Here is a 19,401-nt window from a genome sequence, read left to right as displayed (position 1 = left end):
CTAGTGCCGTGACCGGCACTAGGCTGCCGCGTATGCCTCCCCCGGAACTGCGACGGATCAACACCTTCCTGTCGGACTTCGCCCGCCGCCAGGCTGCTCGAACCGTCGACGTCCCCGGCGGATTCGCCGTGCTCGACGACGCGTTCGCCCACTCCCGCGGGAACAACCAGCTCGTCATCGACCCGGCCGCCGACGGGACGGCCGGCCCCGAAGCACTGCCCGCCGTCGCGGACGAGGTGCTGGGGCATCTGCCGTACCGGCTGGTCTCCGTGCTCGACGACGAACTCGCAAGCGCATGCGCGGGACCGCTGGTCCGGGCCGGTTACTCCCACTCCGTCTGCCTGGTCATGCAGCACACGGGCCCGGTGCCGCAGGGCGGTGGCGCGGAGGTGGTGGACCTCGACGCGTTCCGGATTCCGCTGGCCCGGCGCTGGCGGGGCTTCCTCCCGGACGCCGACGACGAAGTGATACGTCACCTCGTCGACCGGCGCGGGGCCCGCCACCGCGGGGCCGACATCGTGCACTTCATCGGCGCCCGTGCGGAGGACGGCGAGGTCGCCTCCTGGGCCGACCTCTACCTGGATCCGGCGACGGGCACGGCCCAGATCGAGGACCTGATCACCTCGGAGGCCCATCTCGGGCGCGGCCACGCGGACGCCGTCCTGACCACCGCCCTGCGCCTGGCCGCCGACGCGGACTGCGGTACGAGGTTCCTCACCGCCGATGCCACCGACTGGCCGCGCCACTGGTACGAGCGCCGCGGCTTCTCGGTCGTCGGCCGTACACACCACTTCGAACGCGCCTGACGGGAGCGCGCCCGGCGGCGAGACGCCCCGCCCCGGGCCCGCTTCCCGGTCCTGGTCACCGTTCCCGCGCGGGCGCGTCTCAGCCGGTCGCGAGCAGCACGACGAACAACACCACGCCCGCCACCGCCGGTGCGATCACCTCGTACGCCCACCGCGCCGAGCCGGGAGCTTCCGGAGCCTCGGCCGTCTGGTCCGAAGCCACTGCCTTGGCCCGCTCCGCCATCTCCCGCAGATCCGACATGGTCCGGTCGGCCGGTGCCATCCGGGACGTGGTGTCGCGGACATCGGCGGGCCCCGAGGTCCGGCCGGTGGGGTCCCCCGTCGAGGCCCGCGCCTGGGACCGGGCCGCCTTCTTGCGCTGCCGCAGCGACACCGGGATCGACCACATCTGGTACTTGGTGCCGTCCTCGGTGAACAGCTCGCTCGAATATCCGGCGCGCAGATCCGCGACCTCGGTCCAGGGCAGCGTGATCGTCCGGAACGGGTTGCGGATCCGGATGCGCCGGTCGTTCACGAAGACGGCGGGCCGCACGGAGAACGCGACGACGAGCGGCACCACGGTCAGCAGCCCGGCAAGGGCCAGCCAGGGCGTCCGGCCGTGCCCCCTGACCAGGGCGTCCCCGCCGAGCCAGCAGAGGAACAGAAGCAGCAGGACACCGCCGACGATCCCGGCGGACGACCGGAAGGTCCGGTCGGCGTAGGTCGGCTCTGCGGGCGGTGTGGGGCTCGTCATGGGCCTGATTCTGCCTGACGTCGCCCGCGTCCGGGAGGGCGGCCGGATCTCACCGGATCCCGCCCCGGCACCGACCCCGCGGTCCCCCGCAGGAACCGGAGCCCCACAGGCCCTCGGAAGGCTCGGACCCCGCCGTCCCCGCACGAGTTCCCGGAGGACCCCACCCCCTGTACACGCCGCTACGCGCGTAGATATGCTCATCTGGTGACCATGCCCACCACAGCTCCCTCCCCCAGGCTCTCGACCGCGTTCGAGCAGGGCGGCACCCCCCTCTCGGACACGACCGCGTCCGACAGTGCGCTGCGCCGCTTCCTGCACGGGCTGCCCGGCGTCGACGCCGTCGGCCTCGAAGCGCGCGCCGCGTCCCTCGGAACCCGTTCGATCAAGACGACGGCCAAGGCGTACGCCATCGATCTGGCCATCTCGATGATCGACCTGACGACGCTGGAAGGCGCGGACACCCCGGGCAAGGTCCGGGCCCTCGCCGCCAAGGCCGTCCACCCCGATCCGACCGACCGCACGACCCCGCGCACCGCGGCGGTCTGCGTCTACCCCGACATGGTGGAGACCGCCGTCGCCGCGCTCGACGGCTCCGGCGTGAAGGTGGCGTCCGTGGCGACGGCCTTCCCGGCCGGACGCGCCGCGCTCGACGTGAAGCTCGCGGACGTCCGCGAGGCCGTGGCCGCCGGGGCCGACGAGATCGACATGGTGATCGACCGCGGCGCCTTCCTCTCCGGCCGCTACCTCAAGGTGTACGAGGAGATCCTGGCCGTGAAGGCCGAGTGCGCGCGGGCCGACGGCCCCGACGCCCGGCTGAAGGTGATCTTCGAGACCGGCGAGCTGTCCACGTACGACAACATCCGCCGCGCCTCCTGGCTCGGCATGATGGCGGGCGCCGACTTCATCAAGACGTCGACCGGCAAGGTCGGGACGAACGCCACACCCGCGAACACCCTGCTGATGCTGGAGGCGGTGCGCGACTTCCGGGCGCAGACCGGGGTGCAGATCGGCGTGAAGCCGGCCGGCGGCATCCGCACGTCCAAGGACGCGATCAAGTTCCTGGTGCTGGTGAACGAGACCGTGGGCACGGACTGGCTGGACAACCACTGGTTCCGGTTCGGCGCCTCCAGCCTGCTGAACGACCTGCTGATGCAGCGTCAGAAGCTCAGCACCGGCCGTTACTCCGGCCCCGACTACGTGACGGTGGACTGATCCCCATGACATCCGCATCCGCTTCCACGAGCGCATCCGCTTCCGCGTTCGAGTACGCGCCCGCACCCGAGTCGCGCGCGGTCGTCGACATCGCGCCCTCGTACGGGCTGTTCATCGACGGCGAGTTCACCGACGCGGCCGACGGCCGGGTCTTCAAGACGGTCTCGCCGAGCACCGAGGAGGTGCTGTCCGAGGTCGCGCGGGCCGGCGCCGAGGACGTCGACCGGGCCGTGAGGGCGGCCCGCAAGGCGTTCGAGAAGTGGTCGGCGCTGCCCGGTTCCGAGCGCGCCAAGTACCTCTTCCGGATCGCCCGGATCATCCAGGAACGCAGCCGCGAGCTCGCCGTCCTCGAAACCCTCGACAACGGCAAGCCGATCAAGGAGACCCGGGACGCGGACCTGCCCCTGGTCGCGGCGCACTTCTTCTACTACGCGGGCTGGGCCGACAAGCTGGACCACGCCGGTTTCGGCGCGAACCCGCGCCCGCTCGGCGTCGCGGGCCAGGTCATCCCGTGGAACTTCCCGCTGCTGATGCTGGCGTGGAAGGTCGCCCCGGCGCTCGCCACCGGCAACACGGTGGTGCTGAAGCCCGCCGAGACGACCCCGTTGTCCGCCCTGTTCTTCGCGGACATCTGCCGCCAGGCCGGCCTGCCCAAGGGCGTCGTGAACATCCTCACCGGTTACGGGGACGCGGGCGCGGCGCTCGTCGAGCACCAGGACGTCGACAAGGTGGCGTTCACCGGCTCCACGGCGGTCGGCAAGCGGATCGCCCGCTCGGTCGCCGGCACCTCCAAGAAGGTGACCCTCGAACTGGGCGGCAAGGGCGCCAACATCGTCTTCGACGACGCCCCGGTCGACCAGGCCGTCGAGGGCATCGTCACGGGCATCTTCTTCAACCAGGGCCAGGTCTGCTGCGCCGGCTCGCGGCTGCTCGTGCAGGAGTCGATCCGGGACGAGCTGCTGGACGCGCTCAAGCGGCGGCTGTCCACGCTCCGGCTCGGCGACCCGCTGGACAAGAACACCGACATCGGCGCGATCAACTCCGCCGAGCAGCTCGCCCGGATCACCGCGCTCACCGAGACGGGCGAGGCCGAGGGCGCCGAACGCTGGACCGCCCCCTGCGAACTGCCCACCGCCGGCTACTGGTTCGCGCCGACGCTGTTCACGAACGTCACCCAGGCGCACACCATCGCGCGCGACGAGATCTTCGGCCCGGTGCTGTCCGTGCTGACGTTCCGCACCCCCGACGAGGCGGTCGCCAAGGCCAACAACAGCCAGTACGGCCTGTCGGCGGGCATCTGGACGGAGAAGGGCTCCCGCATCCTCGCGGTGGCGAACAAGCTCCGGGCGGGCGTCGTCTGGGCCAACACGTTCAACAAGTTCGACCCGACCTCGCCGTTCGGCGGCTACAAGGAGTCGGGCTTCGGCCGCGAGGGCGGTCGTCACGGCCTGGAGGCGTACCTCGATGTCCGATAACCGTCCGAACCGTCTGAGCGTGTTCAAGACCTACAAGCTGTACGTCGGGGGCAAGTTCCCCCGCTCCGAGAGCGGCCGGGTGTACGAGGTGACGGACTCGAAGGGCAAGTGGCTGGCGAACGCCCCCCAGTCCTCCCGCAAGGACGCGCGGGACGCGGTCGTGGCCGCCCGCAAGGCGTTCGGCGGCTGGTCGGGCGCGACCGCGTACAACCGCGGCCAGGTCCTCTACCGCGTCGCGGAGATGCTGGAGGGCCGCCGGGACCAGTTCGTCCGCGAAGTGGCGGAGGCGGAGGGCCTGTCGAAGTCCAGGGCGGCGGCGGTCGTGGACGCGACGGTCGACCGCTGGGTCTGGTACGCGGGCTGGACCGACAAGATCGGCCAGGTCGTGGGCGGGGCGAACCCGGTCGCGGGCCCGTTCTTCAACCTGTCGACGCCCGAACCGACCGGAGTGGTCGCGGTCCTGGCGCCGCAGGAGTCCTCTTTCCTGGGGCTGGTCTCGGTGCTCGCCCCGGTGATCGCGACCGGCAACACCGCGGTCGTCGTCGCCTCGGCCGCGTCCCCGCTGCCCGCCCTGTCCCTGGGCGAGGCGCTGGCCACCTCCGACGTGCCGGGCGGCGTGGTGAACATCCTGTCCGGCAGGACGGCGGAGATCGCGACGCCGCTCGCCTCCCACCAGGACGTCAACGCCATCGACCTCACGGGCGCGGACCCGGCCCTGGCGAAGGAGCTGGAGGTCGCGGCGGCGGACAACCTGAAGCGCGTGCTGCGTCCACAGCCTGTGGACGGGGAGGGCGCCCCCGACTGGTCGGCCGATCCGGGCACCCACCGGCTGACGGCCTTCCTGGAGACCAAGACGGTCTGGCACCCGACGGGCGCGCTGGGCGTGTCGGGCTCCTCGTACTGAGCCGGGGCCGGGCCGAGGCCCGGCACTGCGCACCGCGGTGCTCCGGCAGCACGGCGGCGGCCCGCTCCCCGGAAGTCCGGGGAGCGGGCCGCCGCCGTCTCCGCGCGCCGACGTCAGCCGTTCAGGAGACCCGCCGCCTGCCCTGCCACCGGCAGGTCCTTCACCGTCCCCCCGCTGGTCAGCGGGTCGGTGACGACGCCCGTGGTGAGCGGCTTGAAGTCGGCGATCTGCGTGCCGACGGTGTTGTCCAGCGGGTCCGTGCCGGTACCCGCCAGCGGGTCGAGCCGCAGCTGCGTGACCGGCGCGATGCCGCTCCGAAGCGGCTGTTCGACCGCTCCGGTCACCGCGCTGCCCGCCGCCTCGACGCCGGTGTCGGCACCCGTGGCCGGTACGAGGGGCAGCGGAGCCGCCTGGGCCGCCGCGCCTCCCGCGCCCAGCGCGGCGCCCGCTGCGGTGATGGTCAGACCCGCCCTCAGCAGGGCGTGGCGCCGGGAGGTGTTCAGTGCGTGACGTGCCATGAGTTCCCACCTGATCGATACGGCCGAGTAAGCAATTGATTGCGTAGCGTAGTTGAGGTGTGATGCTCGATACCAACACGACCACCGGGGGATCCCCTGCCCGGGTCAATGCCTCACACTCGTGTCCTGTGAATTCCCAACCGATCCCGACTCGTGTCGTGCTGCTCACCGGACCGTCCGGCTCCGGCAAGTCCCACCTCGCCGCCCGCACCGAACTGCCGGTGCTGCGGCTGGACGACTTCTACAAGGAGGGCGACGACCCCACGCTGCCGCTCGTTCCCGGCAGCACGGACATCGACTGGGACTCCGTACGGTCCTGGGACGCCGACGCGGCGGTCGCGGCGATCCAGGAGCTGTGCCGCACCGGACGCACGGACGTCCCGGTGTACGACATCTCCACGAGCTCCCGGGTCGGCCGGGAGACCCTCCACATGGCGCGCACACCGCTGTTCGTGGCCGAGGGGATCTTCGCGGCGGACATAGTCGAGCGCTGCCAGGAGCTCGGTGTGCTCGCGGACGCGCTGTGCCTGCGCGGCCGCCCGACGACGACGTTCCGCCGCCGGCTGCTGCGGGACCTGCGGGAGAGCCGCAAGTCCGTGCCGTTCCTGCTGCGGCGCGGCTGGCGGCTGATGCGGGCGGAGCGGCGGATCGTGGCCCGGCAGGCGGCACTGGGCGCCCACCCCTGCAACAAGGAGGAGGCGTTGGGGCGGCTGGCGGCCGCGGCGGCCGGCCGCTGCCGCCGCACCCCCACGGCACGCGGAACGGTGTGACGGCCGACGCCCCGCACGGTCGTACCCCGCGCACACCCCCACAGGCCACGCCCGCGCACACCGTCACGGGCGACGCCCGCGCACACCGTCACGGGCGACGCGCCCCGCACACCCCCATGCGCGACGACCCACCCCTCACACACGCCGACGGGGGCGGACAGGCCCCCCAGCCCGTCCGCCCCCGCGGTGTTTCCCTTCCCCCTGTACTGCGCCGCCTCCCCCGAAGCGGCGCCCCCGTGGTTCCCCCGTTCCCCCCGCCCTCAGGCCACCAACTCGCCGAAGGACTCCTGCTGGTCACGGCCGAAGCTGAGGACCTCGTCCTCGCGCAGCCGGCGGAGCGACCGCCAGATGCTGGACTTCACCGTGCCGACACTGATGCCGAGTATGGACGCGATCTCCGGGTCGGTGCGGCCCTCGTAGTAACGCAGGACCAGCATCGTGCGCTGGAGTTCGGGCAGCCGGGCCAGCGCCTGCCACAGCACGGCGCGCAGCTCCGTGCCGCGCATCGCGTCCGTGTCGCCGGGCGTCTCCGGCAACTCCTCGGTCGGGTACTCGTTGAGCTTGCGCCTGCGCCAGGCGCTGATGTGCAGATTGGTCATGGTGCGGCGCAGATAGCCACCGACCGCCGCCTTGTCGCTGATCCGGTCCCAGGCGCGGTACGTCGAGAAGAGGGCGCTCTGCAGCAGGTCCTCGGCCTCGAACCGGTCGCCGGTCAGGTGATAGGCGGTCGCGTACAGGGAGGCGCGGCGCTCCCGGACGTAGGCCGTGAACGCCGTGTCGACGTCCTCGGCCCGTGCCGGTGCCTTCCGCTCCCCCGTGACCTCCCCGTACGCGGTTTCCCCGTGCTTCCCCCCCACGGACGCGTCGACCACCGCCATCCAGGGCCGTCGGCCCTGGTCGGCGGACGCGGACGACGACGTGTGCGAACGCCCGGCGCCGCGGGCGCACCCCCGTGCTCCCCCGTGTTCCCGGCCCCGTTCCAGCAGGGCCGTGCCCGCTTTGGCACCGGACTTCTCGGCGCTCCGGCCGACATCGTGGAGACGCGTGACAACTGCGCTTGCGGTGATGCTGTGAGTTGCGTTCATCTCGCGCCCCCCATCGGTGGAGTCCGGCCGTTCCGTGTGCCAACGAGCTTGCCGGGGCAGTTTCATCACGCTGTCCCCCGACTGTCACAGCCGTGTCACAGGGCCTGTCGTCGTCGCGTGACCCGCCCGGCGGGTGTACGTGTGGGCGCCGGCGGTCGAACTGAGGCTCCACCATGGGCCAGAATGACCATCGTGCCTTTCCTGTTGCTGATCGAGGACGACGATTCCATCCGCACGGCCCTCGAACTCTCGCTGTCACGCCAGGGCCACCGTGTGGCCACCGCGGCGACGGGAGAGGACGGCCTCAAACTGCTGCGCGAGCAGCGACCGGACCTGATCGTGCTGGACGTGATGCTGCCCGGTATCGACGGCTTCGAGGTGTGCCGTCGCATCCGGCGCACCGACCAGCTGCCGATCATCCTGCTGACGGCGCGCAGCGACGACATCGATGTGGTGGTCGGACTGGAGTCCGGTGCCGACGACTACGTGGTGAAGCCGGTGCAGGGCCGGGTGCTCGACGCCCGCATCCGGGCGGTGCTGCGCCGGGGCGAGCGCGAGTCCACCGACTCCGCGGTCTTCGGGAACCTGGTGATCGACCGGTCCGCGATGACCGTGACGAAGAACGGCGAGGACCTCCAGCTCACGCCGACCGAGCTGCGGCTCCTGCTGGAGCTGAGCCGTCGGCCGGGCCAGGCCCTGTCGCGGCAGCAGTTGCTGCGGCTGGTCTGGGAGCACGACTACCTGGGCGACTCCCGGCTGGTGGACGCCTGTGTGCAGCGGCTGCGCGCCAAGGTGGAGGACGTGCCGTCGTCGCCGACCCTGATCCGTACGGTTCGGGGCGTGGGCTACCGACTGGACTCGCCTCAGTGAGCGGTGTCGCCGAACGGAGCCTGCTCGCGGGGCTGCGCTGGACGAGCCTGCGTCTGCGCCTCGTCGTCGTGTTCGGACTGGTGGCGCTGACCGCCGCGGTGTCGGCCTCGGGCATCGCCTACTGGCTGAACCGCGAGGCGGTGCTGACGCGTACCCAGGACGCGGCGCTCGGGGACTTCCGGCAGGAGATGCAGAACCGGGCGGCGTCGCTGCCGCTGCGGCCGACCAAGGACGATCTGCAGAACGCCGCCGTCCAGATGGCGAGCAGTTCGCCCGGGTACAGCGTGCTGCTGGTCGACGAGCGCGACGCCGGCAAGCCCATCGTCGGCAACTCCGACCTGGACACGTTCACGCTCGACAACGTCCCGACGCCGCTGCAGAAGGCGGTGACCGAGGAACAGAAGGTGGGCGCGGACAACACGTACGAATACCACCTGTTCTGGCAGCGGACCAGCATCCGCGGCACGCCGTACCTGGTGGGCGGTACGAGGCTGACCGGCGGCGGCCCGACCGGTTACATGCTGAAGTCGCTGGACCAGGAGCGGCAGGACCTGAACTCCCTCGCCTGGTCGCTGGGGATCGCCACCGCGCTCGCGCTGATCGGTTCGGCCCTGCTGGCGCAGGCGGCGGCGACGACCGTGCTGCGGCCCGTGCAGCGGCTCGGCGACGCCGCACGCAAGCTCGGCGAGGGCAAGCTCGACACCCGGCTCGTGGTGTCCGGCACCGACGAACTCGCGGATCTCTCCCGGACGTTCAACAGAACCGCCGACGCGCTGGAGAAGCGGGTCGCGGACATGAGCGCGCGGGAGGAGGCCAGTCGACGGTTCGTCGCGGACATGTCGCACGAACTGCGTACCCCGCTCACGGCACTGACCGCCGTCACCGAAGTGCTGGAGGACGAGGCGGACGGTCTCGACCCGATGATCGCGCCCGCGGTGCATCTGGTGGTGAGCGAGACGCGGCGCCTCAACAACCTGGTGGAGAACCTGATGGAGGTCACCCGCTTCGACGCGGGTACGGCCCGGCTCGTGCTCGACACGGTCGACGTCTCCGACCAGGTCACCGCCTGCGTCGACGCGCGTGCCTGGCTGGACGCGGTGGACCTGGACGCCGAGCGCGGCATCATGGCCCGGCTCGATCCGCGTCGGCTCGACGTGATCCTGGCGAACCTGATCGGCAACGCGCTCAAGCACGGCGGCTCGCCGGTACGGGTCGCGGTGCGGACCGAGGGCGACGAACTCGTCATCGAGGTCCGCGACCACGGCCCCGGCATTCCCGAAGACGTCCTGCCGCACGTCTTCGACCGTTTCTACAAGGCCAGCGCCTCGCGCCCGCGCTCCGACGGCAGCGGTCTCGGTCTGTCGATCGCGATGGAGAACGCGCACGTCCACGGTGGCGACATCACGGCCTCGAACTCGCCGGACGGCGACGGCGCGGTGTTCGTCCTGCGGCTGCCGCGCGACGCCGAGTCGCTCACCCGTTCCGGGACCGAGGGGGCCGACGGCACCGGCGGGGACGACACGAGGTGCTCGGACGAGGAGGACGACGCGACGTGATGGGCAGCAACCACCGTGCACGCCGTTCGGGGGCGGCGCTGGCCGGGGCCGCGCTCACGGCCGTGCTGGCCGCGGGCTGCGGGATCAGGACCACGTCCGTGCCGGTGGACGCCGGTCCCGCGCCGTCCCGCGTCCCGTGCTCGATACCCGCGCAGGACGTGACCGCGCAGGCCCTCCAAGGCATACCCATGCAGATCCATCTGGTCTGCTCCTCGCAGCTGGCCACGGTGGACCGCACCGTCCAGGTCGACGAGGCGACCACGGACCGGACCCGCGTCGCGCGGGCGCTCCTGGAGGAGTTGCGGCGCAGACCGTCCGACGACGAGCGACGGGCCGGGTTCACCACGGCCGTCCCGGAGAAGCTGCGGATAGGCGCGGCGCGCGTCGGCGACCCCCAAGGCACGCTGCGGCTGGGCGAACAGCCGGAGGACCTGCCGACCGAGGCACTCGCACAGATCGTGTGCACGTTCGCGGAGAGCACGACGCTCGCGCCGAACGGCACGGTGGTCCTGGGCGGCCCCGGGAAGTACCCGGCGCGCGGCTACCTCTGCACCGCGGAGACGAAGGCCAGGCCGCAGACGGAGACGCCGCTGACGGCCCCCACGGACGCGGGCACCGGCCAGGGTCAGGGCCAGGGCACGGGCGCGAGTACGGAGACGGACACCGACGCGGGAGCGGGGACGGGGACGGGCGACTGAGCCGGGGCCCGGAACCGATCCCACCGCCCGACGCGTCTAGGGGGGCGTGCGTCAAGGTTCGGACAGCCAGACTGTCATCCGTTTCCGCGCGGCCGGGATCGTTCTCCTCCTCGCGCATCTGCTGTTCGTCGCGTGGCTGACCCTGCGTCCGCTCGATGTGCCGTGGATGACCGCTTCGAATCTGCGACCACTCGCCGGCATCAGAGCCGACCTCTCCCTCGGCCCGGTCGAGGCCGCCCGCCGGATCGGCGAGGGGCTGCTGCTGCTCGCCCCGCTCGGCGTCCTGCTGCCCATGGCCGGGGGCCGGCTGTTCGTCTCCCCGTGGGCCTCGATGGCCCGTACGGTCGCCGCCGGAGCACTGATCTCGCTGGGCATCGAGCTGGCGCAGACCGGGGTGCCCGGACAGCGGGTCGACGTGGACTCGCTGCTGCTGAACACCATCGGCGTGGCGCTCGCCCACCTGCTGGTGGTGCCCATGTGCCGGGCGCGGCTGCGACGCAGGAAGCGGCGGCGGACGAAGCCCGTTACGCGCACGGCGGACGAGACGACTCAGGGCTCGACCCCGACGATTCCCAGGGTCGGAATGGCACCGTAGAGCGACGTTTTGCCCCCGTTCGCCGAGCGACGATGGACGCATCGGGAGCACGACGGAACTGCTCCCCACCAACGGTTCGCGAAGGAGCCCACCATGGCCGCACTTGCCCGCCCCCGAGACGGACGCATGATCGGCGGAGTGTGCGCTGCGCTGGCACGGCGCTTCGGCACCTCCGCGGGAACCATGCGGGTGATCTTCCTGCTGTCCTGTCTGCTGCCGGGGCCGCAGTTCCTGCTGTACCTGGCGCTGTGGGTGCTGTTCCCCTCCGAGGAGGAGTCGTCGGCCACTGCCTGGTGACCCCGTAGCAGGACTCCGCAGTACAGGCGGCGGCACCCGGGACGGTACGCACGACACGAACGACACGCCTTTGACACGACACACCTGTGGGGCGGGCAGCCGAATCCGGAAGCCCGCCCCACAGGCGTGTGCCACACGTGCCCGTTACGGGATCAGCCGAGCGGGATGCCGCCGGTCGAGAGGCCGCCGGTCTTCGCGCCACCCGCCGGCAGGCCGCCGAGGAGGCCCTTGACCGGGGTGGTGACATCGCCGACGAGCTTCTGCTGGCCGGTGCCGAGGAGCTTGGTGGCGGTCTCCTCGACCGGTCCGGGCTTGGCGGCGGCACCGAGAGCGGAACCGGCGACCGGAAGCGCGGTGGCCGCGGCGTCGGTCGGCAGCACTGCGGCGGAGGCGGTCCCCGCGGTGACGGCGGCGAAAGCGGCACCGAGCGCGGCGACACCGAGGGTCCTGGCAGCAGAATGCTTCATGGGGAGTTCATCCTTGGGGAGGGGGACTGAGCGACTCTGGACGAGCAGTTCTGAAAAGTAGTCAGCTCGCCACCCCTCCCGCAAACATCCCGCGCAGCGAAAACGGCCGGTGAATTCCGCGCGCCCGCACGGACCGGCCGTCTTCGAAACCGCGTATATCACTCCCCCGGAGAGGAAGAAGCGCTGGTCGCGGCGGTCTGCTGGAAAAGCCACTCCGACTTGAGCTCGGCGTAGCCGGGCTTGATCACATCATTGATCATCGCCAGACGTTCATCAAAAGGAATGAACGCGGACTTCATCGCGTTGACGGAAAACCATTGCATGTCGTCGAGCGTGTATCCGAAGACCTCGCTCAGCTTCTCGAATTCATGGCTCATGGTCGTGCCGCTCATCAGCCGGTTGTCCGTGTTCACGGTGGCACGGAAATGAAGCTTCCGGAGCAGCCCGATGGGGTGCTCGGCGTACGAGGCGGCGGCCCCGGTCTGGAGGTTGGAGGTCGGGCACAGCTCCAGCGGGATGCGCTTGTCCCGTACGTACGAGGCGAGGCGGCCGAGCGTCACACTGCCGTCCTCGGCGACCTGGATGTCGTCGATGATGCGGACGCCGTGGCCGAGCCGGTCGGCGCCGCACCACTGGATGGCCTGCCAGATCGACGGCAGACCGAACGCCTCGCCCGCGTGGATGGTGAAGTGGTTGTTCTCGCGCTTGAGGTACTCGAACGCGTCGAGGTGCCGGGTGGGCGGGAAGCCCGCCTCGGCTCCCGCGATGTCGAAGCCGACGACGCCCTGGTCGCGGTAGCGGTTGGCGAGTTCGGCGATCTCCAGGGAGCGGGCGGCGTGCCGCATCGCGGTGAGGAGCGCGCCGACGCGGATGCGGTGGCCGTCCCGGCGAGCGCGCCGCTCGCCCTCGCGGAACCCCTCGTTGACCGCCTCGACGACCTCTTCGAGCGTCAGACCGGCCTCCAGGTGCTGCTCGGGGGCGTACCGCACCTCGGCGTACACCACACCGTCCGCGGCGAGGTCCTCGGCGCACTCGGCGGCCACCCGGACCAGCGCCTCGCGGGTCTGCATGACGGCGCAGGTGTGCGCGAACGTCTCCAGGTAGCGTTCCAGCGACCCGGAGTCCGCCGCCTCGCGGAACCAGACGCCGAGCTTGTCCGGCTCGGTCTCGGGCAGTCCGGCGTATCCGCTCGCGAGGGCGAGATCGACGATCGTTCCGGGGCGCAGACCACCGTCGAGGTGATCGTGGAGAAGGACCTTGGGGGCACGCCGGATCTGATCCCGGCCGGGCACGTGCGGGGTGGGACTCATCATTCGGGCACTCTAGCTCCTACGCGCGTAGAATGTCGCTCGTCGATACGTAACAGTGACCGCGAAGACGGGTGGAGTACACCCGTCCTTCTGACACTGTTCTGTCATGGCACAGCGCGCGCTCCCCCTACCCGCCGCGAGACTGGGACGGGCCGTCGGCACGGCCGGAGCACCGACCGCGGTCAGCGGCGTGGTCCTGCTGCTCCCGGACGGCGAACCCGCCTCGCACCGCCGCCCTTCCCTCTTCTCGTACGCCTTCCAGCTCCCCCTGGCCCGGACCCTGGCCCGCGCCGGCCGCACGGACGGCCTCGCCGTCCACGTGGTCCACTACCGCTGCCGCGGCTGGAACACGACCGACGCCCGGCTCGCGGCGGACGCCGAATGGGCGGCGGACGAAGTCGTACGCCGCTACGGCGACGTCCCCGTCTGCCTCGCCGGCCACGGAATGGGCGGCCGGGCCGCCCTCCGCGCGGGCGGCCACACGGCGGTCAACTCCGTTCTGGCGATGGCCCCCTGGCTCCCCCCGAACACGACGGACGAACCGAATCCGGAACCAGAACCGGTCAAGCACCTGCTCGGCCGACGGGTCCTGCTCGTCCACGGCACGAACGACGCCCGTACCGACCCCGAACTCTCCTTCCACCTGGCCGCACGCGCGAAGAAGACCAACCGCGACACCTGCCGCTTCGAGGTCCACTCCGACGGCCACTCCCTGCGCCAGCACCGCGCCGAAGTCACGGCCCTGGCCACGAACTTCATCCGCGGCTCGCTCCTCGGCCACCCCTACGCCCGCCCCGTCGCCGACGCCCTCGCGGCCCCACCGCCACTGGGCCTGCGGATGCCCCTGGCGGCGGGGTTCGGGAAGTCGCTGCGAGGGTGAGGGCTCCCGCTGCGGCGACACCCCGTCTGCCCGGCGCCCGGGGAGCCTCATCATGAGTTCAACGCCCGGCGAGCCGCACTGACGAGGTTCTGCGCGTCAGCGCCGTACATGGCGGATTCTCGAAGTGTCTTCCAGGTCCGCAGGTAGGTGTCCACGCTGGATTCGTCGTCGATCCACAGCTCCGCGTGCCAGTTCTCGACGACCACCTCGCGGTCGTCGTAGATCCAGAAGGCGGTGGCCGGGGGGATCCTGAGGGGGGCGGACAGAGGGATGATCCCCAGCTGCACCGTGTCGAGGCCGATGGCTCCGGCGAGGCGGTCGAGCTGGGCGGCGAGCACGGATGGCGGGCAGACGAGGGCATGCAGGGCGGCTTCCCACAGGATGAGGTGAAATCGCTTCGAGGAGTCGTACAGCGCCTGTTGCCGCATCATGCGGGACCGGACCGCTCCCTCGGTGTCACGTGGCGACCTCTGCAGTTCTGCGTACCTCGTGAAGATCGACCGGGCGTAGTCCGGTGTCTGGAGAATCCCGAAGATCATGGAGCATTCCCAGCCACGGAAGACGGAGGCGTCGGCATGAGCGCACAGGTGGGTGTCCTGGACGGGCTTGTGCCCTGAGGCAAGCTGCCGCCGCCATGACCGGATGTGGGACTCGAAGCCCCGGAGGCGTGCGAGCAGCTCGTCGTACGCCTCGGGCCGGCCGGTTGCGTTCGCCCACTTGCGCAGATCATCGGGCGTCGGAGTCTGCCTGCCGTTCTCCAGCCTGCTGACCTTGGACTTGTTCCACCCATGCCGCGGGGCAGGGTTCACGGAGATCAACGCCCAGGTGCTCGACGCTCCCCAGCTTGGGCACATTGGGACACTCCTTTTCCGCGGGCTCGTTCCGTGACTGAACGTCGGTGGTGGTTCTCGTAGACGCCGAGATTCAAAGGACCATCCCCGCACGCGCGGGGAGCACCCAGGCAGCCCGGAGAAGAAGCTGACGGTGGAGGGACCATCCCCGCACGCGCGGGGAGCACGACTGGCAGGTGACGGGGACCGGGTCGGGCGGGGGACCATCCCCGCACGCGCGGGGAGCACTCGGAGGATGACGCGGGCCGTAACTGGGCCCAGGGACCATCCCCGCACGCGCGGGGAGCACAACCCTTCACTACCCTTCACTATGGTTGCAAAGGGACCATCCCCGCACGCGCGGGGAGCACACCGAGATTCCCGAAGAGAGGCAGGCAGCGGCGGGACCATCCCCGCACGCGCGGGGAGCACAGTTCCTGACCTGCCAGTTTAGGTGGCGGGACGGCCGATTTTACTCACTTCCTTGAATCGCGACATTGCGACCAAAAACCCATCTGTCCCACCGATTCGTCACTCCTTCAGCTTGCACGAAGCTCATGCGGCAAAGCGGCCAAGCGTCATGGAGACTACTCGGCAACTGCCAGCGCAGTCGTGAGCGGTCCGGAGCCTTGGGAGGTCCCCACCGCCGACGGAGGCGATGCGGGGGCTACGGCAGGTCGACGACCATCACGCCGCGCAGCTGGCGGTGGAGGCGGGAGGCGAGCATGCCGGGGAGACGGGGGCTGCTGTACGGGGAGAGTACGTCGTTCTCGGAGGTGTGCCATCCAGTGTCGGCGAGTTGGTAGAGGGTGCCCGAGACGCCGTAGAGCTGGGGCTTGCGTACGCGCAGTACGGCGTACTCGGCACGGCGGAGGAACGGGCACTGCCGTACGGACACGCGGGCGTGCTCGACGCACAGGGGCGGCATGGAGGTGATGGACCTCTCGGGCCAGGTCCGCGGCGAGTCCGGGCGTCGCCAGTCGAGGAACAGCCATCCCTGTTCGTTTCGGTCGGCCGGTTCGCCGCAGACCTGGCACAACAGGCGTTCCATGCAACGGCGTTGCCGACTTGTATGCATGGAGGCGTACACAGGGCGCCCCACCGGGGACTCCGACATGCGAACCCACAGGTTTCCGTGATGGTCCCGGTCGCCCTGGCGAGGCTTCCGATAGGCGAGTTGGGGTCCGCGCGCAGCGAAATCGACCTTCAACTCCGATACGGAAACGGTCAGTTCGTCACTACGCAAAGCAACGAACGGGGTCAGCAATGCCACGGCTTTCCTGATCTTCTGTCGGTGGTCGGCGGGCGCCGATCTTCTCTCTACGGTCTTCGGGCTACGCCTACGGGGCGGAGCGCACCCGACTGCCGCCGTCTTCACGACATGCCGTCTTCACGACATGGGGCAGCCGGGCGGGGCGATGAGGGACTGCACGTTGATCAACGCGTCCGCCTTTCGGGTGAAATCCGGTATGAGCAAGGGGCGGGCCGTGAGCCTGTACCAACACGCCCCGTCCCGAACGACGAACTCGAACTCGCCTCCCGAGGCGATCCGGTCAAGCGCCTCGCCCCGGCACTTGTCGTCGGCGGCCCAGGCGCGCAGCTCGGCCGGTGCGTCGCGTTCGGCCGGGGGCACCGCTCGTAATGCTGCTCGGGGAATCCACGGGGCGCCGGGGTCCGGGTCCAGTCCGTTCGCCAGTCGTTCGGCCTGGCCTCGCAGCCAACGGAGGGCGAGCCGCGGGGACGCGACGAGCGCTCCCCCGAGATGGACGGTCGTCCGCGCGTCACCCGCGTACACCTCTGCAAGGACCGGCGCTGTCACAGCAGTTCGCCACGGCTGCGACGATTGGCGCGGGTGATCTCGGCGCGCAGTCGCTCTATCGGGTCGGCGGGGCGGACGCGGGCGGGCTCGGCTTCCCACTCGGCGCCGCCACCGACCGGCCGCAACGACCAGTACGGGCCGGCGGTTCCACGGAACTCCCCCACCCGCACACCATGCGAGGTATCCACCATGAGCGTGCCGAGGGCCGGGAGTTGTGGGGGTTCCTGTCCGCTGCTCGGGGGGCCGCTCTTTGCAGGCACGACCGCTCCTCTCTGTAGCGCTTCCACTACGGGAGCGCTCAGCATCGGCCTACAGTGAGCAGGTATTCAACGTCCCGTTCAGGGAGGGCACATTGGTAAACCGCAATGAGCTAAACCCGGAGGCGAGCCCGGAAGCAGCCTTTGGCGCACGGTTACGCAGCTCACGGGAGGAGCGCGGCTGGAGGCAGGACGACCTCGGTGAGCGAATCGGGTATTCCGGGCGGCATGTCTCGGGAGTTGAAAATAGGCGTAAGTCGCCAACCCGCAAGTTCGCGACCGCCGTTGATGCCGCGTTCGGAATCGAAGGAACGGCCGACACATTCGAACGCGCCTGGCGTGAGATCCGGCACGGTGTGCTGCTTCAAGGTTTTCCTGAGTACGTCGGGCTTGAGGGCCGGGCGGCGGAGATCAAGCTCTTTGAGTCGGGCCTGATACCTGGCCCGCTTCAGACGCGCGAGTACGCCCAAGCCCTGGCCGACAGCGCCGTTGAGTTGGGTGCCATCACACGTGAACAGGCGGATGAACGGGTGTCGTTCCTCATGGAGCGACAAACGGCGCTGGTACGCACCTTGCCGCCCTTGGTGGTCGCGGTGCTGGACGAAAGCTGCATCCACAGACCTATCGGCAGCCCCGCAGTCATGGACGCACAGTTGCAACACCTGATCGACTTCGCCGCGCAGCCGAACACCATGCTCCAGCTTGCCCCTTACAGCCTTGGCGAGCGTCGCCCCTTCGACCGGCTGGTGAACCTGCTGACCCTTCAGGACCGATCCGTGGTCTCCTACGTCGAGTCACAGACACAGGGACATCTGGACCGCGAACTGCCGTCCGTGTTGCCGCTGGTGAGGGCCTACCATCAGTTGCAGGCCGTATCTCTGTCACAGACAGCTTCCGTGGACCTGATTCACGAGCTACGAAAGGGCACCCCGTGACAACCGACTCCGCGTCCCTCTTTTGGGTCAAATCCTCCTACAGCAACAACGGCGGTTCCTGTGTCGAGTGGGCCCCGCGCAGCACGTCCACCACCGGGATGGTTCCCGTTCGCGACTCGAAAGACCCGCGCGGCCCGGTGCTGTCCGTCCCTGCCCACGCTTTCGCATCGTTCGTGGCGGGTGTCAAGGCCGGAGAGTTCGGCACGGACTGACCACCCGATCCCGTACGCACCGATCTCGACCACGGTGACAGCCCCGCCACACCCCCGGTTCGGGAGGAACGGCGGGGCTTTGCTCATGCTGCGCGGCCGTACGTCGCGGGGCGGCACGAGCCGTGTCGTCAAACCCGCCTGTTGTGCGACGCCCCTCCTGTGGCACGTGCCCGCCGTCAGTCCGGCAGCAGGTGTCCCCGGCGCGACAGCAGGAAGCGTTTGAACGCCGCCACGGGCGGGGTGTCCGGGTGGCCGTCGAGCCAGGCGACCCCGATCTCGCGGGCCGCCCTCGGGGCCGTCACCGTCAGTTCGACGACGCCGGGGCGGGCCACCGCGGGCGGGGGCAGCAGGGCCACGCCGAGGCCGGCCGCGACGAGGCCGCGCAGGGTCTCCGCCTCCTCGCCCTCGAAGGCGACCCGGGGCCTGAAGCCCGCCTGGGCGCACAGGTCGTCGGTGATCCGGCGCAGGCCGTAGCCCGGTTCGAGGGTCACGAACTTCTCGTCGGCGGCCTCCGCGAGGCGGATGCGGCGGCGGGTGGCGAGGCGGTGGTCCTCGGGGACGACGAGGCGCAGCCGCTGTTCGTCGAGGCGGCGGGCCACCAGGTCGGGGGCGTCCGGGACGGGTGAGGTGAGGCAGAGGTCGAGGCCGCCGGACCGGAGGCGTTCGATCATCGCCTCGCCGTAGTTCTGGACGAGCTGGAAACGTACGCCGGGGTGGTCGGCGCGGAAGGCGCGGAGCAGGGCGGGCACGGTCTCGGAGCCCATGGTGTGCAGGAAGCCGAAGGCGACCTTGCCGGTGGCCGGGTCGGCGTCGGCCCGTACCGAGTCGGCGGCCTTCTCGACCTCGGACAGGGCCCGCTCGACGGAGGCCAGGAAGGTGCGGCCCGCGGGAGTGAGCGCGACGGTACGGCCCTTGCGGGCGAACAGGGCGACCCCCAGGTCCTGTTCGAGCCTGACCATCGACCGCGAGAGCGTCGACTGCGGCACGCCCAGCTCGTGCGCGGCACGGGTGACGTGCTCGTGGCGGGCCACCGCCGCGAAGTGGGCGAGGCGTGGTGCGAGGACGGCCCGAATGTCTTCTTCGTAACTGCTGGGTGACAGCCGTGGCTGTGAGCTGGGTTCATGCACCATGGGATTAATTATGTCCGTTTCATGCATTGGACGCATGAAACG

At 70.5% G+C, this 19,401-nt stretch carries 23 protein-coding genes and 1 CRISPR repeat array; of the genes, 13 read left to right on the top strand and 10 right to left on the bottom strand.

Features of this window, described 5'->3' with window-relative positions; translation table 11 throughout:
* Positions 1–32: 32 nt before the first annotated feature.
* The gene (locus tag AMK22_RS03045; protein ID WP_073781651.1) at positions 33–806 is read left to right on the top strand and encodes a GNAT family N-acetyltransferase; all 774 of its coding nucleotides are present in this window, start codon (positions 33–35) and stop codon (positions 804–806) included.
* A gap of 79 nt (positions 807–885) precedes the next feature.
* On the opposite strand, the gene AMK22_RS03040 is transcribed toward AMK22_RS03045, so the two are convergent.
* Positions 886–1,539: a PH domain-containing protein gene (locus tag AMK22_RS03040; protein WP_073781650.1), complete on the bottom strand. Its 654-nt coding sequence runs from the start codon at positions 1,537–1,539 to the stop codon at positions 886–888.
* A 210-nt stretch (positions 1,540–1,749) separates the two neighbouring features.
* On the opposite strand from AMK22_RS03040, the gene deoC reads away from it, so the two are divergent.
* From deoC to AMK22_RS03025, 3 genes are read left to right on the top strand one after another with little or no spacing between them, the layout of a single operon-like run.
* A complete protein-coding gene (deoC, locus tag AMK22_RS03035; protein ID WP_073781649.1) occupies positions 1,750–2,751 on the top strand; it encodes a deoxyribose-phosphate aldolase in 1,002 nt (333 codons plus the stop codon).
* A 5-nt stretch (positions 2,752–2,756) separates the two neighbouring features.
* Positions 2,757–4,226, top strand: a complete 1,470-nt coding sequence (locus AMK22_RS03030) for an aldehyde dehydrogenase family protein (protein ID WP_073781648.1) — start codon at positions 2,757–2,759, stop codon at positions 4,224–4,226.
* Positions 4,216–5,130 carry an aldehyde dehydrogenase family protein gene (locus AMK22_RS03025; RefSeq protein ID WP_073781647.1) on the top strand — a complete coding sequence of 305 codons (915 nt, stop codon included), beginning with the start codon at positions 4,216–4,218 and terminating at the stop codon, positions 5,128–5,130. Before AMK22_RS03030 ends, AMK22_RS03025 begins: the two co-directional genes overlap by 11 nt.
* Before the next feature lie 113 nt (positions 5,131–5,243).
* On the opposite strand, the gene AMK22_RS03020 is transcribed toward AMK22_RS03025, so the two are convergent.
* Entirely contained in the window at positions 5,244–5,648 is a 405-nt protein-coding gene (locus tag AMK22_RS03020) for a hypothetical protein (RefSeq protein ID WP_073781646.1), read from the bottom strand.
* A 62-nt stretch (positions 5,649–5,710) separates the two neighbouring features.
* Between AMK22_RS03020 and AMK22_RS03015 the strand changes: the two genes are divergently transcribed.
* Complete coding sequence (locus AMK22_RS03015; RefSeq protein ID WP_073781645.1) at positions 5,711–6,418, top strand: uridine kinase family protein; 708 nt, start codon at positions 5,711–5,713, stop codon at positions 6,416–6,418.
* Between the two features lie 260 nt (positions 6,419–6,678).
* Here AMK22_RS03015 and AMK22_RS03010 read toward each other — a convergent pair whose 3' ends face one another.
* Positions 6,679–7,503 carry a SigE family RNA polymerase sigma factor gene (locus AMK22_RS03010; protein WP_073781644.1) on the bottom strand — a complete coding sequence of 275 codons (825 nt, stop codon included), beginning with the start codon at positions 7,501–7,503 and terminating at the stop codon, positions 6,679–6,681.
* A 192-nt stretch (positions 7,504–7,695) separates the two neighbouring features.
* On the opposite strand from AMK22_RS03010, the gene afsQ1 reads away from it, so the two are divergent.
* From afsQ1 to AMK22_RS02985, 5 genes are all read left to right on the top strand, one after another.
* Positions 7,696–8,373, top strand: coding sequence for a two-component system response regulator AfsQ1 (gene afsQ1 / locus AMK22_RS03005; protein WP_199883123.1), 678 nt, complete (start codon positions 7,696–7,698; stop codon positions 8,371–8,373).
* A complete protein-coding gene (locus AMK22_RS03000; protein ID WP_073781642.1) occupies positions 8,370–9,929 on the top strand; it encodes a sensor histidine kinase in 1,560 nt (519 codons plus the stop codon). Before afsQ1 ends, AMK22_RS03000 begins: the two co-directional genes overlap by 4 nt.
* Entirely contained in the window at positions 9,929–10,627 is a 699-nt protein-coding gene (locus AMK22_RS02995; RefSeq protein ID WP_073781641.1) for a hypothetical protein, read from the top strand. Before AMK22_RS03000 ends, AMK22_RS02995 begins: the two co-directional genes overlap by 1 nt.
* A gap of 46 nt (positions 10,628–10,673) precedes the next feature.
* Positions 10,674–11,222, top strand: coding sequence for a VanZ family protein (locus AMK22_RS02990; protein WP_073781640.1), 549 nt, complete (start codon positions 10,674–10,676; stop codon positions 11,220–11,222).
* Positions 11,223–11,315: 93 nt separating this feature from the next.
* Positions 11,316–11,519 carry a PspC domain-containing protein gene (locus AMK22_RS02985; RefSeq protein WP_073781639.1) on the top strand — a complete coding sequence of 68 codons (204 nt, stop codon included), beginning with the start codon at positions 11,316–11,318 and terminating at the stop codon, positions 11,517–11,519.
* A gap of 152 nt (positions 11,520–11,671) precedes the next feature.
* On the opposite strand, the gene AMK22_RS02980 is transcribed toward AMK22_RS02985, so the two are convergent.
* On the bottom strand, positions 11,672–11,986 hold the full coding sequence (locus tag AMK22_RS02980; protein ID WP_073781638.1) for a hypothetical protein: 315 nt from the start codon (positions 11,984–11,986) through the stop codon (positions 11,672–11,674).
* A 158-nt stretch (positions 11,987–12,144) separates the two neighbouring features.
* Entirely contained in the window at positions 12,145–13,299 is a 1,155-nt protein-coding gene (locus AMK22_RS02975) for an adenosine deaminase (RefSeq protein WP_073781637.1), read from the bottom strand.
* A 103-nt stretch (positions 13,300–13,402) separates the two neighbouring features.
* On the opposite strand from AMK22_RS02975, the gene AMK22_RS02970 reads away from it, so the two are divergent.
* Positions 13,403–14,176 (top strand): alpha/beta hydrolase family protein, encoded by a 774-nt coding sequence (locus tag AMK22_RS02970; RefSeq protein WP_073781636.1) that lies wholly within the window; start codon positions 13,403–13,405, stop codon positions 14,174–14,176.
* Positions 14,177–14,226: 50 nt separating this feature from the next.
* Here the strand turns inward: AMK22_RS02970 and AMK22_RS02965 are convergent, their stop codons facing one another.
* The 4 genes from AMK22_RS02965 to AMK22_RS02950 form a co-directional block, all read right to left on the bottom strand.
* The gene (locus AMK22_RS02965) at positions 14,227–15,030 is read right to left on the bottom strand and encodes a helix-turn-helix domain-containing protein (RefSeq protein WP_073781635.1); all 804 of its coding nucleotides are present in this window, start codon (positions 15,028–15,030) and stop codon (positions 14,227–14,229) included.
* 74 nt (positions 15,031–15,104) lie between these two features.
* A CRISPR array of direct repeats spans positions 15,105–15,438; the repeat unit is 29 nt; unit sequence GGGACCATCCCCGCACGCGCGGGGAGCAC.
* A gap of 235 nt (positions 15,439–15,673) precedes the next feature.
* Entirely contained in the window at positions 15,674–16,057 is a 384-nt protein-coding gene (locus AMK22_RS37250; protein ID WP_143203517.1) for a hypothetical protein, read from the bottom strand.
* Between the two features lie 339 nt (positions 16,058–16,396).
* The gene (locus AMK22_RS37245) at positions 16,397–16,825 is read right to left on the bottom strand and encodes a hypothetical protein (protein ID WP_242433812.1); all 429 of its coding nucleotides are present in this window, start codon (positions 16,823–16,825) and stop codon (positions 16,397–16,399) included.
* Positions 16,822–17,085 carry a hypothetical protein gene (locus AMK22_RS02950; RefSeq protein WP_107430456.1) on the bottom strand — a complete coding sequence of 88 codons (264 nt, stop codon included), beginning with the start codon at positions 17,083–17,085 and terminating at the stop codon, positions 16,822–16,824. Before AMK22_RS02950 ends, AMK22_RS37245 begins: the two co-directional genes overlap by 4 nt.
* Before the next feature lie 92 nt (positions 17,086–17,177).
* On the opposite strand from AMK22_RS02950, the gene AMK22_RS02945 reads away from it, so the two are divergent.
* Both AMK22_RS02945 and AMK22_RS02940 read left to right on the top strand, forming a co-directional pair.
* Positions 17,178–18,017: a helix-turn-helix domain-containing protein gene (locus AMK22_RS02945; protein ID WP_073781632.1), complete on the top strand. Its 840-nt coding sequence runs from the start codon at positions 17,178–17,180 to the stop codon at positions 18,015–18,017.
* A complete protein-coding gene (locus AMK22_RS02940) occupies positions 18,014–18,229 on the top strand; it encodes a DUF397 domain-containing protein (RefSeq protein ID WP_073781631.1) in 216 nt (71 codons plus the stop codon). The genes AMK22_RS02945 and AMK22_RS02940 overlap by 4 nt, the downstream gene beginning before the upstream one ends.
* A gap of 176 nt (positions 18,230–18,405) precedes the next feature.
* Here the strand turns inward: AMK22_RS02940 and AMK22_RS02935 are convergent, their stop codons facing one another.
* Positions 18,406–19,359 carry a LysR family transcriptional regulator gene (locus AMK22_RS02935; protein ID WP_073781630.1) on the bottom strand — a complete coding sequence of 318 codons (954 nt, stop codon included), beginning with the start codon at positions 19,357–19,359 and terminating at the stop codon, positions 18,406–18,408.
* Positions 19,360–19,401 lie beyond the last annotated feature (42 nt).

It is taken from the genome of Streptomyces sp. CB01580, assembly GCF_001905795.1.
Lineage (GTDB): Bacteria > Actinomycetota > Actinomycetes > Streptomycetales > Streptomycetaceae > Streptomyces.
Note: the sequence above shows the minus strand (reverse complement) of the source record. Positions and strands in the feature narration are given on the sequence as shown.

What these genes read in the sequence shown, in the direction of transcription:
- AMK22_RS03045 (WP_073781651.1), top strand. Translation starts at nt 33, where the DNA reads ATGCCTCCCCCGGAACTGCGACGGATCAACACCTTCCTGTCGGACTTC.
- AMK22_RS03040 (WP_073781650.1), bottom strand. Translation starts at nt 1,539, where the DNA reads ATGACGAGCCCCACACCGCCCGCAGAGCCGACCTACGCCGACCGGACC.
- deoC (WP_073781649.1), top strand. Translation starts at nt 1,750, where the DNA reads ATGCCCACCACAGCTCCCTCCCCCAGGCTCTCGACCGCGTTCGAGCAG.
- AMK22_RS03030 (WP_073781648.1), top strand. Translation starts at nt 2,757, where the DNA reads ATGACATCCGCATCCGCTTCCACGAGCGCATCCGCTTCCGCGTTCGAG.
- AMK22_RS03025 (WP_073781647.1), top strand. Translation starts at nt 4,216, where the DNA reads ATGTCCGATAACCGTCCGAACCGTCTGAGCGTGTTCAAGACCTACAAG.
- AMK22_RS03020 (WP_073781646.1), bottom strand. Translation starts at nt 5,648, where the DNA reads ATGGCACGTCACGCACTGAACACCTCCCGGCGCCACGCCCTGCTGAGG.
- AMK22_RS03015 (WP_073781645.1), top strand. Translation starts at nt 5,711, where the DNA reads ATGCTCGATACCAACACGACCACCGGGGGATCCCCTGCCCGGGTCAAT.
- AMK22_RS03010 (WP_073781644.1), bottom strand. Translation starts at nt 7,503, where the DNA reads ATGAACGCAACTCACAGCATCACCGCAAGCGCAGTTGTCACGCGTCTC.
- AMK22_RS02995 (WP_073781641.1), top strand. Translation starts at nt 9,929, where the DNA reads ATGGGCAGCAACCACCGTGCACGCCGTTCGGGGGCGGCGCTGGCCGGG.
- AMK22_RS02985 (WP_073781639.1), top strand. Translation starts at nt 11,316, where the DNA reads ATGGCCGCACTTGCCCGCCCCCGAGACGGACGCATGATCGGCGGAGTG.
- AMK22_RS02980 (WP_073781638.1), bottom strand. Translation starts at nt 11,986, where the DNA reads ATGAAGCATTCTGCTGCCAGGACCCTCGGTGTCGCCGCGCTCGGTGCC.
- AMK22_RS02975 (WP_073781637.1), bottom strand. Translation starts at nt 13,299, where the DNA reads ATGATGAGTCCCACCCCGCACGTGCCCGGCCGGGATCAGATCCGGCGT.
- AMK22_RS02970 (WP_073781636.1), top strand. Translation starts at nt 13,403, where the DNA reads ATGGCACAGCGCGCGCTCCCCCTACCCGCCGCGAGACTGGGACGGGCC.
- AMK22_RS02965 (WP_073781635.1), bottom strand. Translation starts at nt 15,030, where the DNA reads ATGTGCCCAAGCTGGGGAGCGTCGAGCACCTGGGCGTTGATCTCCGTG.
- AMK22_RS37250 (WP_143203517.1), bottom strand. Translation starts at nt 16,057, where the DNA reads ATGGAACGCCTGTTGTGCCAGGTCTGCGGCGAACCGGCCGACCGAAAC.
- AMK22_RS02935 (WP_073781630.1), bottom strand. Translation starts at nt 19,359, where the DNA reads ATGGTGCATGAACCCAGCTCACAGCCACGGCTGTCACCCAGCAGTTAC.